The sequence below is a fragment of the Flavobacterium sp. genome (assembly GCF_965284515.1).
Classification (GTDB): domain Bacteria; phylum Bacteroidota; class Bacteroidia; order Flavobacteriales; family Flavobacteriaceae; genus Flavobacterium.
In genome coordinates this window covers 299,260-313,908 of record NZ_OZ260089.1, presented here as the reverse complement: position 1 = coordinate 313,908, position 14,649 = coordinate 299,260, and the positions used below count along the sequence as shown (strand labels likewise).

The 14,649-nt window shown below is 31.4% G+C and carries 10 protein-coding genes; 8 read left to right on the top strand and 2 right to left on the bottom strand.

The window, feature by feature from the left end; all coding sequences use genetic code 11:
* Positions 1-105: 105 nt before the first annotated feature.
* Positions 106-1,389 (bottom strand): UDP-N-acetylmuramoyl-tripeptide--D-alanyl-D-alanine ligase, encoded by a 1,284-nt coding sequence (locus ACQ65T_RS01515; RefSeq protein WP_430399348.1) that lies wholly within the window; start codon positions 1,387-1,389, stop codon positions 106-108.
* A gap of 64 nt (positions 1,390-1,453) precedes the next feature.
* Positions 1,454-3,148, bottom strand: a complete 1,695-nt coding sequence (gene gldJ, locus ACQ65T_RS01510) for a gliding motility lipoprotein GldJ (protein ID WP_430399347.1) — start codon at positions 3,146-3,148, stop codon at positions 1,454-1,456.
* A 199-nt stretch (positions 3,149-3,347) separates the two neighbouring features.
* On the opposite strand from gldJ, the gene porU reads away from it, so the two are divergent.
* From porU to ACQ65T_RS01470, 8 genes are all read left to right on the top strand, one after another.
* Positions 3,348-7,217 carry a type IX secretion system sortase PorU gene (gene porU, locus ACQ65T_RS01505; RefSeq protein ID WP_430399346.1) on the top strand — a complete coding sequence of 1,290 codons (3,870 nt, stop codon included), beginning with the start codon at positions 3,348-3,350 and terminating at the stop codon, positions 7,215-7,217.
* Positions 7,218-7,255: 38 nt separating this feature from the next.
* The gene (gene porV, locus ACQ65T_RS01500) at positions 7,256-8,434 is read left to right on the top strand and encodes a type IX secretion system outer membrane channel protein PorV (RefSeq protein ID WP_430399345.1); all 1,179 of its coding nucleotides are present in this window, start codon (positions 7,256-7,258) and stop codon (positions 8,432-8,434) included.
* Positions 8,435-8,502: 68 nt separating this feature from the next.
* Entirely contained in the window at positions 8,503-8,985 is a 483-nt protein-coding gene (gene cdd / locus ACQ65T_RS01495) for a cytidine deaminase (protein ID WP_430401294.1), read from the top strand.
* 119 nt (positions 8,986-9,104) lie between these two features.
* Positions 9,105-10,103 (top strand): pyruvate dehydrogenase (acetyl-transferring) E1 component subunit alpha, encoded by a 999-nt coding sequence (pdhA, locus tag ACQ65T_RS01490; RefSeq protein ID WP_430399344.1) that lies wholly within the window; start codon positions 9,105-9,107, stop codon positions 10,101-10,103.
* 3 nt (positions 10,104-10,106) lie between these two features.
* Positions 10,107-11,717, top strand: a complete 1,611-nt coding sequence (locus ACQ65T_RS01485; RefSeq protein WP_430399343.1) for a 2-oxo acid dehydrogenase subunit E2 — start codon at positions 10,107-10,109, stop codon at positions 11,715-11,717.
* Between the two features lie 72 nt (positions 11,718-11,789).
* A complete protein-coding gene (locus tag ACQ65T_RS01480) occupies positions 11,790-12,758 on the top strand; it encodes a M28 family metallopeptidase (RefSeq protein WP_430399342.1) in 969 nt (322 codons plus the stop codon).
* On the top strand, positions 12,758-13,435 hold the full coding sequence (locus tag ACQ65T_RS01475; protein WP_430399341.1) for an SDR family NAD(P)-dependent oxidoreductase: 678 nt from the start codon (positions 12,758-12,760) through the stop codon (positions 13,433-13,435). Before ACQ65T_RS01480 ends, ACQ65T_RS01475 begins: the two co-directional genes overlap by 1 nt.
* Before the next feature lie 62 nt (positions 13,436-13,497).
* Positions 13,498-14,649 carry a hypothetical protein gene (locus ACQ65T_RS01470; RefSeq protein WP_430399340.1) on the top strand — a complete coding sequence of 384 codons (1,152 nt, stop codon included), beginning with the start codon at positions 13,498-13,500 and terminating at the stop codon, positions 14,647-14,649.

The following is a 14,649-nucleotide window of genomic DNA, read 5'->3' as shown; positions in this document are numbered from 1 at the left end:
TTTAAAAAAAAATAGTATTTTTCCTGTGTTTAAGGAAAAAATTTTATCTGATTGTTAAATTTTATGATATTTCATCAATAAATTCTGAAAAGCATAATTCTTATTTTATATAATTTCTAATGTTCTTTCAAGAGCCATTCCTCTAGAACCTTTTATTAGTATAAAGCTGTTTTTTATTTTTTTGTTTCTAATTTGTTCTGAAAACTTTTCAAAATTTTGATAAAAATGTAAATGATTTTCATTTTCCTTATTTGAGTAAAAGTCTTTTCCAACAAAATGAGAAGTTATGGATACTTGATTCTTTAATAATCTAACAATGTTTTTGTGTTCAATTAAGCTGTCTTCTCCTAATTCGAACATGTCGCCAAGAATTACAACTTTTGAATCTTTGTTAATTTGAATAAAGTTTTCAATTGCCGCAGCCATACTGCTAGGATTTGCATTATAGGCATCTAAGATGATTTGATTATTATTTTTCTCAATTAATTGTGATCTATTGTTAGTAGGAATATAGTTCTCAATTGCATTTTTGATATCGACATCTTCAATTTTAAAGTATTTCCCAATAGCAATTGCTGCGTTTATGTTGTTCGCGTTATAAGCGCCTATTAAATGAGATTTTACTTCAGTGTTATTGTATTGAATCTTAACCATTGGGTTTGCTTCAATTGAATTTATTTTTACGTCTGCATTTTCGTTATTATTTGCAAATGTAAATCGATTTGAGTTTTCTGTTTTTTCTTTTTGTAAAGTGTCGTCTAGGTTAACTATTGTAATTTGTTTATTTTGTTTTAAATAGGTATAGAGTTCGCTTTTCCCTTTTATAATCCCTTCTACACCACCAAATCCTTCTAAGTGTGCTTTTCCAAAGTTTGTAATGTATCCAAAGTTAGGCTCAGCTATTTGACATAAAAATTCTATTTCCTTTTGATGGTTAGCTCCCATTTCAACAATCCCAACTTCCGTACTCTCATTAAACCTTAATAATGTTAATGGCACTCCAATATGATTGTTTAGATTTCCAATAGTTGCTATAGTCTTGAATTTTGTTGATAGAACTACGTTAATTAATTCTTTAGTGGTCGTTTTTCCGTTACTTCCAGTAAGTGCAATTATTGGTGTTTTTAATGTTCTCCTGTGGTGATTTGCAATTTCTTGTAAAGTAATCAATACATTTTCTACCAAAATAGTTTTTCCTTCAATATAGTATTTAGGATTGTCTATAACAACGTATTTTGCTCCTTTTTCTAAAGCTTCTTTGGTAAAAGTATTTGCATCAAAATTATCACCTTTAAGGGAAAAGAACATGCTATTTTGCTCTATCTTTCTTGTGTCTGTCGATACTCCTGAACATTCAAGAAATTTTAAGTATATATTTTCAATTTTCATAAAGCGAATATAATAAAAAAAGCCCTTTCAATTGAAAGGGCTTTTGTAAAAGTATAAGTACTATTTATTGTTTAGGATTTCCTCTTGGAGTCTTTTTGTTAGATTTTGGTCCAACTTTAGACATTGCGTTTCTAAATCCAATATAATCTGTTGCCATGTCTTGTGGGAAATATCTACGAGATGCTGGGTCTAACCAGTAAGCTCTATCTCTCCATGAACCACCTTTGTAAACTCTAACGTTATCGTTAACTAAAGTAGTTCTATCATTAGACTTGTCATGTTTTTTAGTCATATCACCCAAGCTGTCAACAGAAATAGTGTGCTTAGGAGATTCATACATTCTAAATTGATCTTCTTTACCATCTTCTTCTTCTTCAGATGAACCAAAATCAAATTTTCTTGTTGAAGCTCTATCTCCGTCTCTGTAGTTTCTGTTGTCAGAAGTTGAGAATTGAGTTCTTAAATATGTTTCATTGTCATCTACAGGAACCTGTGCAATTTGTCCAGGGAAGTTTCTTGCAAGAATTTTACCATTACTTAATGTGTCGTAAGTGATGTTGTCGGTAGTAACAATTTCTACTGTACCATCTTCACCAATTTTATTTTTCATGTAAACGTTACCTCTAAAATAGTTAAAGTCGTTTGCTTCATCGTCTACCATCGGTCTGTAAACATCGGCAACCCATTCTGCAACGTTTCCAGCCATATCGTAAAGACCAAAATCATTTGGAGGATAACTTTTTACTTTGTTAGTAATGTCTGCACCGTCATCAGACCATCCAGCAATCCCACCGTAATCACCTTTTCCTTGTTTGAAATTGGCTAATTGGTCTCCTCTATATTGTCTTTGTCCAGAACGAGTATATTGTCCGTTCCAAGGATATTTCTTTTGTCCTTTGTAAATATTGTATTCTCTGTTTCCTACTAAAGCTAATGCAGCATATTCCCATTCTGCTTCAGTTGGTAATCTGTATTCAGGTAATATTAAACCAGAATTTCTTTGAGCGTAAACGTTTTTAGCAGTATCTGCTACTTCTTGTCTTCCGCTTTTATTTAATTCTTTTTTAAGCACTACCTCTTCTTTACCTCCAAAAGTTTGTGTAGGAGCTGCTAAGTATGTTTCAGTGCTGAAAGAAGTTTCAGCTGTAACTTCTTTTACTTTAGCATTTTTCTTTAAATATCCTTCTCTTTCAAGAATATTTTCATTTACACGGTCAGTTCTCCATTTACTGAATTCAGTTGCTTGGATCCAATTTACTCCAACTACTGGGTATTCTGCATAAGCAGGATGTCTTAAGTAATTGTTTGTCATTGTTTCGTTGTAACCTAAACGATTTCTCCATACTAATGTATCCGGAATTGCTCCGGTATATATGTTTTTGTAATTTTCATCTTCTGGAGGAAAAACAGTCTTTAGCCAAAACAAGTATTCTGTATACATGATGTTGGTAACTTCAGTTTCATCCATAAAAAATGACTGCACATGTTGTTGGTTTGGAGTGTTATTCCAATCGTGCATTGGGTCATCTTGTACTTTACCCATTGTAAAAGTTCCACCTTCAACAGGAATCATTCCCGGAGGAGTTTCTTGTTGTTTGAACTTTGAATTGTACTGAAAACCACCTTCTTTGTCGTTTATTTTCCAACCCGTCGCTTTTGAACCACCTTTTGTTCCTGAGCTCTTACTACAACTAGTAAAACCTATTGCTACTGACAATGCCAATATCAATTTTAAAGTCATAATTTTCTTAATTTTCATACTTTAGTAGGTAATAATTTTAGTGTCGCAAGATAATAATTAAGTATTAATTTGCAACATGTTTTTAAAAAAATATTAAATTTTTGTTAATCTAACTCTTTTATAACGCATTAGCTTTTTTTTTATTGTATAAATTTAGATTTATTGAATTATTTTTTTCTCTTTGTAATATATATACTAAAACTGCGTTTTGTTAAGAATGAAAAAGATTTTTACTTATTTGGTGTTTTTTCTTTTTGGAGTTGTTTATTCACAAAATGAAACCCCTGTTTCTTTAAATTGGAGTCAGTCAAGTCAATATTTGAGTGAAGGAGTCTTTTTTAGTTATCCTCATTTCAATTATGATTATTTTGATATTGATATCCCAAATAAAACAATTGCTTTTAAATACTCTTTTAAAAGTAATGGAATTATTCGAAAATCTTCCATAGTAATTACTAATGTTAAGTATGAAGTTGTTTCGCTTGATTTTTTGCGCGATTTAGATTTTTCTAAACTACCTAACAAATTAGAATATTCAATTGAGACTGTTAAAGCGAAAGAAGATTTTTATTCTTTATTAAAATTATCTCCAATAATTATTGAAAATGGTGTTATTAAAAGGATTTCTTCTTTTAAATTTAATTATGATTATGATAATTCTTCTAGATTTGCTTCGGCTACTAGATTAATTTCTAATTCTGTTTTAAGTTCTGGAACTTGGCATCGTTTTTATGTTGAAAAGTCGGGTGTTTATAGGCTTTCAAAAAGTTTTTTACAATCATTGGGTGTGAATGTTTCTAGCGATCCTAGAAATATTAAAATTTATGGTAATGGTGGTCGAATGCTGCCATTATTAAACAATACTTTTTATCCAAATGATTTAACTGAAAATGCAGTAAAGTTTGTAGGTGAAGAGGATGGTGTTTTTAATGACTCAGATTTTATTCTTTTTTATGCTGAAGGAGTTGACACATGGAATACAGAGAGTTTGACAAGTGTAAATTTATATTCAGATAAATCATATTTTTATGTTTCAACTTCTTCTGGTGTTGGTAAAAGAATTTCTTCAGCTGTTGAGCCTTCAGCTTCACCAAGTTTTAATTTTGTGAATTATAATGATATAACTACATACGAAAAGGATTTAGTTAATGCTGGGAAAGTGGGAAGAAGATGGTTTGGGGAACAATTTAATATCAATAATAATCAAAGTTTCGATTTTTCTATTCCTAATCTTGATGTATCAGTTCCTATTGGTTTGAAGATAAATCTTGCTTCAAAATCTTTTGGAGCTTCTTCATTTGATGTAAAAGCTAACAATCAATCTATAGGTAATGTTGCTTTTCCTGCTTTAGTTCCATTTAGTGGTGTTGAAGGTTACGAAAATGTATTAAATGTTAATTTCAATTCCTCGTCAACAAATATTAATATTGATTTAACTTATAATAATGGAGGGGTTCCATCTTCAAATGGTTACCTAGATTTTATTAGAATAACATCCGTAAGAAATTTAACTGGTTTTGGAAAACAGTTTTCTTTTTTCAACAACCTAGAATCTGCCAATATTGGAATTGGCCAGTATAGTTTTACTAATGCAACTCAAATTAGCGAAGTGTGGGATGTAACGGATCGGTTTAATGTGAAGTCGTATCTTAACTCCACGGGATCTAATTTTAGTTTTAAAGTTAATTTAGGGTCTGTTAAGAAATATGTAGCTGTTGATTTTTCTGATGCTTTTATTCCTTTAAAAGAGTCAAACAGTGTCGTTGCAAATCAAAATTTGAAAGGTACTATTTTTCTCAACGAATCGGGAGTTTTTCAAGATATAGACTATTTAATTATTACATCAAATAGTTTTTTGATGCCTGCAGAAAGGTTAGCAGATTTTCATAGGTTAAATTCAGGATTGAAAGTTAAGGTTGTTTCTACTGAGGCTATTTATCAAGAATTTAGTTCTGGAAAACAAGATATTGGAGCAATTAGAAACTTTATCAAGTATGTTTACCAAAACGCTTCAACTATTTCCAATAGGGTTAAATATGTAAATTTGTTTGGGGATGCTTCATATGATTATAAAAACAGACTGTTTAATAACACGAATGTTGTTCCGGTTTTTCATGGTTTTAATCCAGGTGCCAACGAGACGAATAATATTTCTAATTTTTCTTTGTATTTGTCATTTATGTCAGATGATTTTTATGGGTTAATGGATGATGGTGAAGGTCAAATGATTGGTGGGATAGACGGAATTGATATTGCTGTTGGAAGAATGTTGGTTTCTTCGTTGCAACAAGCTAATGAAATGGTTGATAAAGTCATTGAGTATCATGATGAAAAGTCTTATGGAAGATGGAGAAATAATTATGTTATTTATTCGGATGATGCAGATGATCAAACAGATGCTACACTTCAATTTGGACTTGATAATTTAGCAAATACATTAGTAGCACAAAAGCCATTTGTAAATGTAAAAAAAATACATACAGATGCTTATATACAGCAAGTTGCTGCTGGAGGAGAAAGGTATCCTGAAGCAAAAGATGATTTTCTAGATAATATGGAAATAGGTGCTTTGGTTTTTAATTATTTTGGTCATGGAAACGAGGAATCATTAGGACGTGAACGTTTGTTTGAAAAAATAGATGCTCAAAACTTGACAAACAGATATAGATACCCTTTGTTTGTTACCATCACTTGTGAGTTTACAAGATTTGATGATCCAAATAGATTTACTGGAGGTGAGTATATGTACTGGAATACAAATGGCGGGGCAATAAGTTTAATTGCAACAACAAGGCAAATTGGTGTTACTACGGGGTTTAATATGAATAATATTTTTAGTGAAGAATTATATGCTTTTGGTTCAAATAATTATCCAACTGTTTCAGAAGCGTTAAGACTTACTAAGTTAAGAACTGGTTCTGATAATAGAAGGGTGGTTTTTTGCATTGGAGACCCTGCTTTGAAATTAGCAATTCCAAAACCAAAAGTTATTCTTACAAAAGTAAATGATGTAGATGTGAGTTTACCAAACGATGTTTTCAGTGCCTTAAGTTTAATGAAGATTTCAGGAGAAGTTGTTGATGAATCCGATAATTTAATATCAGATTATAATGGTGATTTGGCGGTTCAAATTTTTGATAAAGAAATAAATCGAAGTACACTTGGTAATAATGGAACTACTAATAGTTCAGGTAGTTTAATTATAATGAATTTTACAACACTTGGGGAGACCATTTTTAGAGGAAATGCTTCGGTTGAAAATGGGAAATTTGAACTGAGTTTTGTAGTGCCTCAAGATATTAGGATTCCGGTAGGAAATGGAAAAATTAGTTTTTACGCAAAAAGAAATAGTCCTTTTTTACAAGATCAAACAGGGTATGATACTGATATTCAAATTGGGGGTGTAAATACAAGTGCTCCTGCTGATAATACGCCCCCAACTGTAAGGTTGTATATGAATGATGAAAGCTTTGCTTCAGGCGGAATTACGAATTGCTCACCTTACTTATTGGCGTTTTTGGAAGATGAGAACGGAATCAATACAGCCAGTGGAATAGGACATGATATTGTTGCGATATTAGATGGTGACGAATCCAATCCGTATGTTTTAAATGATTACTATGAAACTGAAAATGATGACTATACTAAAGGAAAAGTAAGATTTCCATTTAGAAATTTAGAATCTGGTATGCATACGATTCTTTTTAAGGCTTGGGACGTGTATAATAATATAATCACACAAGAAATTCAATTTAATGCCGTTTGTAATGAAGATGGATTAAAAATCGAACGAGTTTTAAATTATCCAAATCCATTTGTGAGTTATACTGAATTTTGGTTTTCTCACAATATGCCGTTTGAACCTTTAGATGTTCAGGTGCAAATTTTAACAATTACAGGAAAATTAGTTAAAACAATAAACCAGCAGGTAATAACTGATGGATTTTTATGTAGAGAGGTTGTTTGGGATGGTAAAGATGATTTTGGTGATCGAATTGGAAAAGGAGTTTACGTTTATAAATTAACAGTGCGCTCTACCACTACAGGAAAAAAATCAGAAAAATATGAGAAACTTGTAATCCTATAATAAAATATTATATTTGTTCAATTAAATGAAAAAAATAAATGAAAAAAATTGCGTTTTTATTAATCTTAATTTTAGCTAATCAAAGTATATCTGCACAAGACGAAAATAGAGTTATAACTACGGGTGTACCTTTTCTTTTAATTGCAGCTGATGCGCGTTCAGCAGGTATGGGAGACATGGGTGTGGCTACTTCTGCAGATGTATATTCTCAACAGCATAATCCAGCCAAGTATGCTTTTTCTCTAGATAAACAAGGTTTTTCTTTAAGTTATACACCATATTTAACTAGTATAGCTAATGATATATCATTAGGGCAAATTACATACTATAATAGGATAAATGAGAGAAGTGCTTTTGCAACTTCATTTCGTTATTTTGGTTTAGGAGATATTGAATTAAGACAAACAGGAGATCCAAACGAAGTTCCGAGAGTTGTTAATCCAAATGAATTAGCTTTAGATGGATCATACTCTTTAAAGCTTAGTGAGAAGTTTGCTATGGGTATTGGAGGTAGATTTATCAGATCTAATTTAAAAATTAATGATGGAACAAATGATGCTTCTGCTGCTACTACTTTTGCGGTGGACATTTCAGGATTTTATCAATCTGAAGAGGTGGCTTATACGGATTTTAATGGGCGTTGGAGAGCAGGTTTTAATTTGCAAAACATGGGGCCTAAAATAAGTTATGATAATGATGATTTGAATGATAACTTCATGCCAGCTAATTTGCGTTTAGGTGTTGGTTTTGATTTTATTTTCGATGAATTCAATAAAATTAGTGTTGTAGGGGAAACTACTAAGTTATTGGTTCCAACACCACCAAAGGTAGGTGATGAAGATAATAGCGGTACAATAGACAATACAGATTATACTATTGCTAATAATGAATATAGAAAAATTGGTTGGGTAAGCGGTATTTTTCAATCATTCGGAGATGCTCCAGACGGTTTAAGTGAAGAGTTTAAAGAGTTTACTTATGCTTTAGGTGCTGAATATTGGTATCAAGATTCATTTGCCTTAAGAACCGGTTATTTTCATGAAAGCGAAGTAAAAGGAGCTAGGAAGTTTTTTACACTTGGTGCAGGGTTTAAATATAACATTGTTAAAATTGATGTTTCATATTTATTTTCAGCATCAAAAGTTAGAAATCCATTAGAGAATACTTTGCGTTTTTCTCTAACATTCAATTTTGGAGATAAATATGATGAACTATAAGTAACAATAAATAAATTTTAAATCATCCAAATTCTTGTTAAGAGAGTTTGGATTTTTTTTCCCTTATTATGAAAGAAATATCAATTACTACTACATTTACTGAGTTTGAAAATTTTACTGAGTTAGATTCTTCTTCTCAAAAAATGATGCAATTGGCTATAGAGGCTAGGAAAAAAGCTTATGCGCCTTATTCGAAATTCACTGTAGGATGTGCAATTATACTTGATAACGGTATGGTTGTTGAAGGCTCAAATCAAGAAAATGCAGCATATCCTTCTGGTTTATGTGCGGAAAGAGTAGCAATTTTTTATGCAGGGTCTAATTATCCTAAAGCAAAAATTTTAAAACTATACATCTCTGCCTCACCGGTTGATAGAGATTTAGATCAGCCTATTCCTCCATGTGGTTCATGTAGGCAATCAATAGCAGAATATGAAATTAAACAAGATCAAGATATAGAAATATATTTTATGGGAAGTAAAGGTAAGATCTACAAATCAGATTCTTTAAAAAATATTTTGCCATTTATGTTCGATAAAAAGTATTTATAGCTTATTGTTGTAAAAAAACACAAAATTAATTTTTTCAATAAGGTTGTAAATAGTATTTTTGCTCTTTGTGCAAAGTATGTTTAAAAATGCGCGAAAGTATTCAATTTAATAAAAAAGTAATGAAACCAATAACAAAAGAGGTTTACCTTAAGTGGTATGAGGATATGCTATTGTGGAGAAAGTTTGAAGACAAACTAGCTGCACTTTATATTCAACAAAAAGTAAGAGGATTTCTTCATTTATATAATGGTCAAGAGGCAGTATTAGCAGGAGCTTTACACGCTATGGACTTGACTAAAGATAAAATGATTACCGCTTATCGTAATCACGTTCAGCCAATTGGAATGGGAGTAGATCCTAGAAAAGTAATGGCGGAATTGTTAGGTAAGGTTACCGGTACTTCAAAAGGAATGGGTGGTTCAATGCATATTTTTTCAAAAGAACATGGTTTCTATGGAGGGCATGGTATTGTTGGAGCTCAAATCCCAGTAGGAGCAGGTATTGCTTTTGCAGATAAATATTTTGAAACTGGAGGAGTTACTTTAACTTATTTTGGTGATGGTGCTGCACGTCAAGGTTCTTTGCATGAAGCCTTTAATATGGCAATGTTGTGGAAATTACCAGTTGTTTTTATTGTAGAAAACAATGGATATGCAATGGGTACTTCTGTAGAAAGAACAGCTAATCATACTGATATTTGGAAACTTGGTTTAGGATATGAAATGCCATGTGGGCCAGTTGATGCTATGAATCCTGTAAAAGTTGCTGAAGCTATGCACGAAGCTATGGAAAGAGCGCGTCGTGGAGATGGACCAACTTTTTTAGAAATGAAAACATATCGTTATAGAGGTCACTCAATGTCTGATGCCCAACTTTATAGAACTAAAGATGAGGTTGAAGAATACAAAAAAATTGATCCTATTACGCAGATTTTAGATATAATCAAAGAAAAAAATTATGCTTCTGAAAGTGAAATAGAAGCTATAGACCAAAGAGTTAAAGATTTAGTTGAAGAGTGCGCAACATTTGCTGAAGAGTCTGACTATCCAGATGTTCAACAATTATATGATGTTGTTTACGAACAAGAGAATTATCCATTTATTCCTCATAAATTATAAGCTATGGCAGAGATTATTACAATGCCACGTTTGAGCGATACAATGACAGAAGGAGTTGTAGCTACTTGGCTTAAAAAAGTTGGAGATAAAATTTCAGAAGGTGATATTCTCGCTGAAATAGAAACTGATAAAGCAACAATGGAATTTGAGTCATTTCACGAAGGGGTTTTGTTGCATGTAGGTATCCAAGAAGGTGAGTCTGCTCCTGTAGATTCATTGTTGGCAATTATAGGAAAAGAGGGTGAAGATATTTCAGCTATTTTAAGTAAAACTCCTATAGTTGAATCAAGTAAAGAGGAAGAAGTAAAGCAAGATGTGGTTTCAGGAAATTTAAATGTTGAAGTTCCAGAAGGGGTTATTGTAGTTACCATGCCTAGACTAAGTGATACAATGACTGATGGAACTGTTGCAACTTGGTTAAAAAAGATAGGAGATAAGATTTCAGAAGGAGATATTCTTGCAGAAATTGAAACAGATAAAGCTACAATGGAGTTTGAGTCTTTTAACTCAGGTACATTATTATATATTGGTGTTGAAGAAGGAAAAACGGCTCCTGTAGATTCTATTTTAGCAATTTTAGGACCAGCGGGAACTGATGTTTCTGCTATTGCTGCTAACTATAAAGTAGGTGCAACTTCAACAGAAGCTCCAAAAGAGACTGTTTCTGATGCTCCTAAAACAAATACACCTTCAAATGTTGCTGTTGTGACAAATGATGGAGGTAGAATTTTAGCGTCTCCATTAGCAAAAAAAATAGCACAAGAAAAAGGAATCAATTTAGCGCAAGTTCCTGGTTCTGGAGAAAACGGAAGAATCGTGAAAAGCGATGTTGAAAACTTCACACCATCTGTTGCGACTTCAAATGCTGCTCAAGCGGTAACTCAAGCTACAAGCACAGTTGCGGCAGTGCAACCATTTGTTCCGGCTGGAGAAATGTTGCAAGAAGAGATTAAAAATTCTCAAATGCGTAAGACTATTGCGCGTCGTTTAGCTGAATCTAAATTTACTGCTCCTCACTATTATTTAACAATAGAGTTAGATATGGACAATGCAATTGCATCAAGAGGAATGATTAATGCTTTACCAGATACCAAAGTATCTTATAATGATATGGTTATAAAAGCGTCTGCAATGGCGTTAAAAAAACATCCACAAGTAAATTCTCAATGGAGAGAAGATGCTATGGTAATCAATCACCATGTAAATATTGGTGTGGCTGTAGCAGTTGAAGATGGTTTAATGGTTCCTGTGTTGAAATTTACAGACCAAATGAGTTTAACTCAAATTGGAACATCTGTTAAAGATTTAGCAGGAAAAGCAAAATCAAAGAAAATTCAACCAGCTGAGATGGAAGGAAGTACTTTTACGATTTCTAATTTAGGAATGTTTGGTATTCAGTCATTCACTTCAATTATCAATCAACCAAATTCTGCAATTTTATCAGTTGGTGCAATTGTTGAAAAACCAGTAGTTAAAAACGGTCAAATTGTTGTTGGTAACACAATGACAGTTACATTAGCTTGTGATCACAGAACAGTTGATGGTGCAACAGGAGCACAATTCTTACAAACGTTTAAAGCGTTTATGGAAAACCCTGTTACTATGTTAGCATAAATAATAGTTAATATTTATATTTAAAATCCCAACATTTGTTGGGATTTTTTTATTTTTACAAAAAGACACCTTATGAAGATTTTTTTATTTTTAGCCGCACTTTTAGTGCTTTCATGTAAAACAACTCAAGTTGTTAATGATACTAATGAAACACGAGCAGTTTCTACAATCAATTTTTCTAAACCAGAAAATGTTGCTAAAACATTATCTTTTTTGGCCTCAGATGCGTTGGAAGGAAGAGATTCGGGAAGTGAAGGTATTGAGAAAGCCAGTGTCTTTTTAGAGAAAATGCTAAAAGAAAACGGAGTTAAACCTTATTTTAAGACCTATCGCGATACTCTTTCAAACTTTAGTAAAACTTCATATAACATAGTTGGTTATATGGAAGGAACTGATTCAAAACTAAAAGATGAGTTTGTAATTATTGGTGCACATTATGATCATATAGGTAAAATAGCAGCAGTTAATGGTGATGATATTGGAAATGGAGCAAATGATAATGCTTCAGGAACGACTGCGGTAACTGAGGTAATGAAATATTTTGCACAAAAAAAGAATAACAAAAGAAGTTTATTGTTTGTGTTTTTCTCTGCGGAAGAAAAAGGATTGTTGGGTTCAAAACATTTAGCAAAGAAATTAAAAGATCAAAATATGGATTTATATTTCATGTTTAACTTTGAAATGATTGGCGTTAAAATGAATAGAGACGATATGTTGTTGTATTTAACTGGTTTTGGTAGAAGTAATATGGCGCAAAAAATGAATGATTATGCAGGAGAAAAGCTAATAGGTTACATACCGGTAGAAACACAATATCAATTGTTTAGAGCGTCAGATAATTATCCGTTTTTTAATGAATTTGAAGTGCCAGCACAAACGGTTTCTACTTTCGATTTTGAAAACTTTGATTTTTACCATAAACCTGATGATGAATTTGAACTAATGGATACTGTTCATATGGCTAATGTGGTGAATAAAATGATTCCTGTTTTAGAAAAGATGATGAATGCAAGTTTTAAAGAAATTCAATTGAAGAAATAATGAAAAATATAATCATAACAGGAACTTCTAGAGGAATTGGTTACGAATTAGCGTTGCAATTTGCTAATGAAGGCCATCAAGTTTTAGCCATTTCCAGAAAAACACCTTCGGAGTTTATAAAACATCAAAACATCACCTGTCTTTCAATTGACATGTCTGATAAGGAACAATTTGTTCAAATTGAAGATTTTATTAAGTCAACATGGAAAAAAGTAGATGTGCTTATCAATAATGCAGGAAGTTTATTAAATAAACCTTTTGGAGAAATTTCTTTTACAGATTTTGAAAACGTATATAAAGTAAATGTATTTGCAGTTGCCGAATTAACACGTATTTGTATTCCATTTATGCAAAAAGGAAGTCATGTAGTTACGATTAGTTCTATGGGCGGAATTCAAGGAAGTATGAAGTTTCCGGGCTTAGCAGCTTACTCTTCTAGTAAAGGAGCAGTAATTACATTGTCTGAGTTATTAGCCGAAGAATATAAAGAGCAAGGAATTGCTTTTAATGTTTTAGCGCTTGGTGCTGTAAATACCGAAATGCTACAAGAAGCTTTTCCAGGATATGAAGCTCCAATTTCAGCTAAAGAAATGGCAAACTATATTCACGACTTTTCGTTAACCGGAAATAAATTTTATAACGGAAAAGTTTTACAGGTTTCATCAACTACCCCGTAAATATGAAAAATAGCATTTCATTTTTAATTCTTATTTGTTGGATAAATTTTTCATTTTCCCAAATGAAAGACACTGTTTTTGGTAAAGTAAAATCAGTTAAAGAGGAACTTGTTTTTTTGAATAAAAATAAACAAAACTATAGACTCTTTAGTTCAGATGGTGATTATGGACATAGTGGATTTATAAATAATGTTGCTACTAAGTCTAGGTTTTATAACAATTGGTATCATACCGCTTTTGTACATTATTTAAATTATTATAAAGAATTTGATGAAAAAGGTAACGCAACTAATGAAATTTGGTTTTTTAAAGATGGAGATACATTAAGTAGATATGAATACAAATTTAATGAAGAAGATAAGTTAGAGCAGGTTAAAACTTATAGCTTTGACGATAGTTTTAGTGTTACAAATCATAGTTACAATAAATATTCAGGAAATTTACTATCTACAATAGATTATTTATCTGATGATCCTGAAAGCTATAGATATACTTATTACGCTTATGATAGAAAAAAAGACAACAGACTAGTTGAGGTAAATAATTTTAATGATGAAGGAGTTTCTGGAGGTTTTAAGTTTGTTTATGATGAGCAAGGAAGGAAGATAAAAAAAATATATAAAGACTATTGGGTTCATGAATATTACAATGATAGCTCAAGCTCCTCTTATTTAAGCTATTTAGGTAAAGATAAACTACAAGAAGAGTATTTCTATAATCAGGACGGTAGTCTTGAAGAGGTATGGCAATATAGAAATGACCCGAAAGATGAAAATCAGGTTGAATTATGGAGAAAAACAAAAAATTTTCATTTAAAAAATGGATTAATTGAATATGCTATTGTAACAGATTTAAATGATACGATTAAGTCGATTACCAAATATAAATACGATAAAAAAGATAGGAAAATTGAAATGAATTCTGTTTATTCAATTTATGATAAATTAGAAAAAAACATAAAGATTTTTGATAAAACTTCTATCAAGTTAGAAGGGGTTTATTTTGCTAAAAATGAATATATGGTTTATAAAATTGTAAATTATTTTTATAATAATGAAAGTCTAGTTAAACTAATTTATGATGAAAGAGGAAAAAAAGTTGAATGTAAATTTGAATATACTTTTGATGATAAAAATAATTGGACAGAACAAGTAAAATATATTAACGGCGAAAAGTTATATGTTTGGAAAAGAAAAATAAATTATTATAAATAA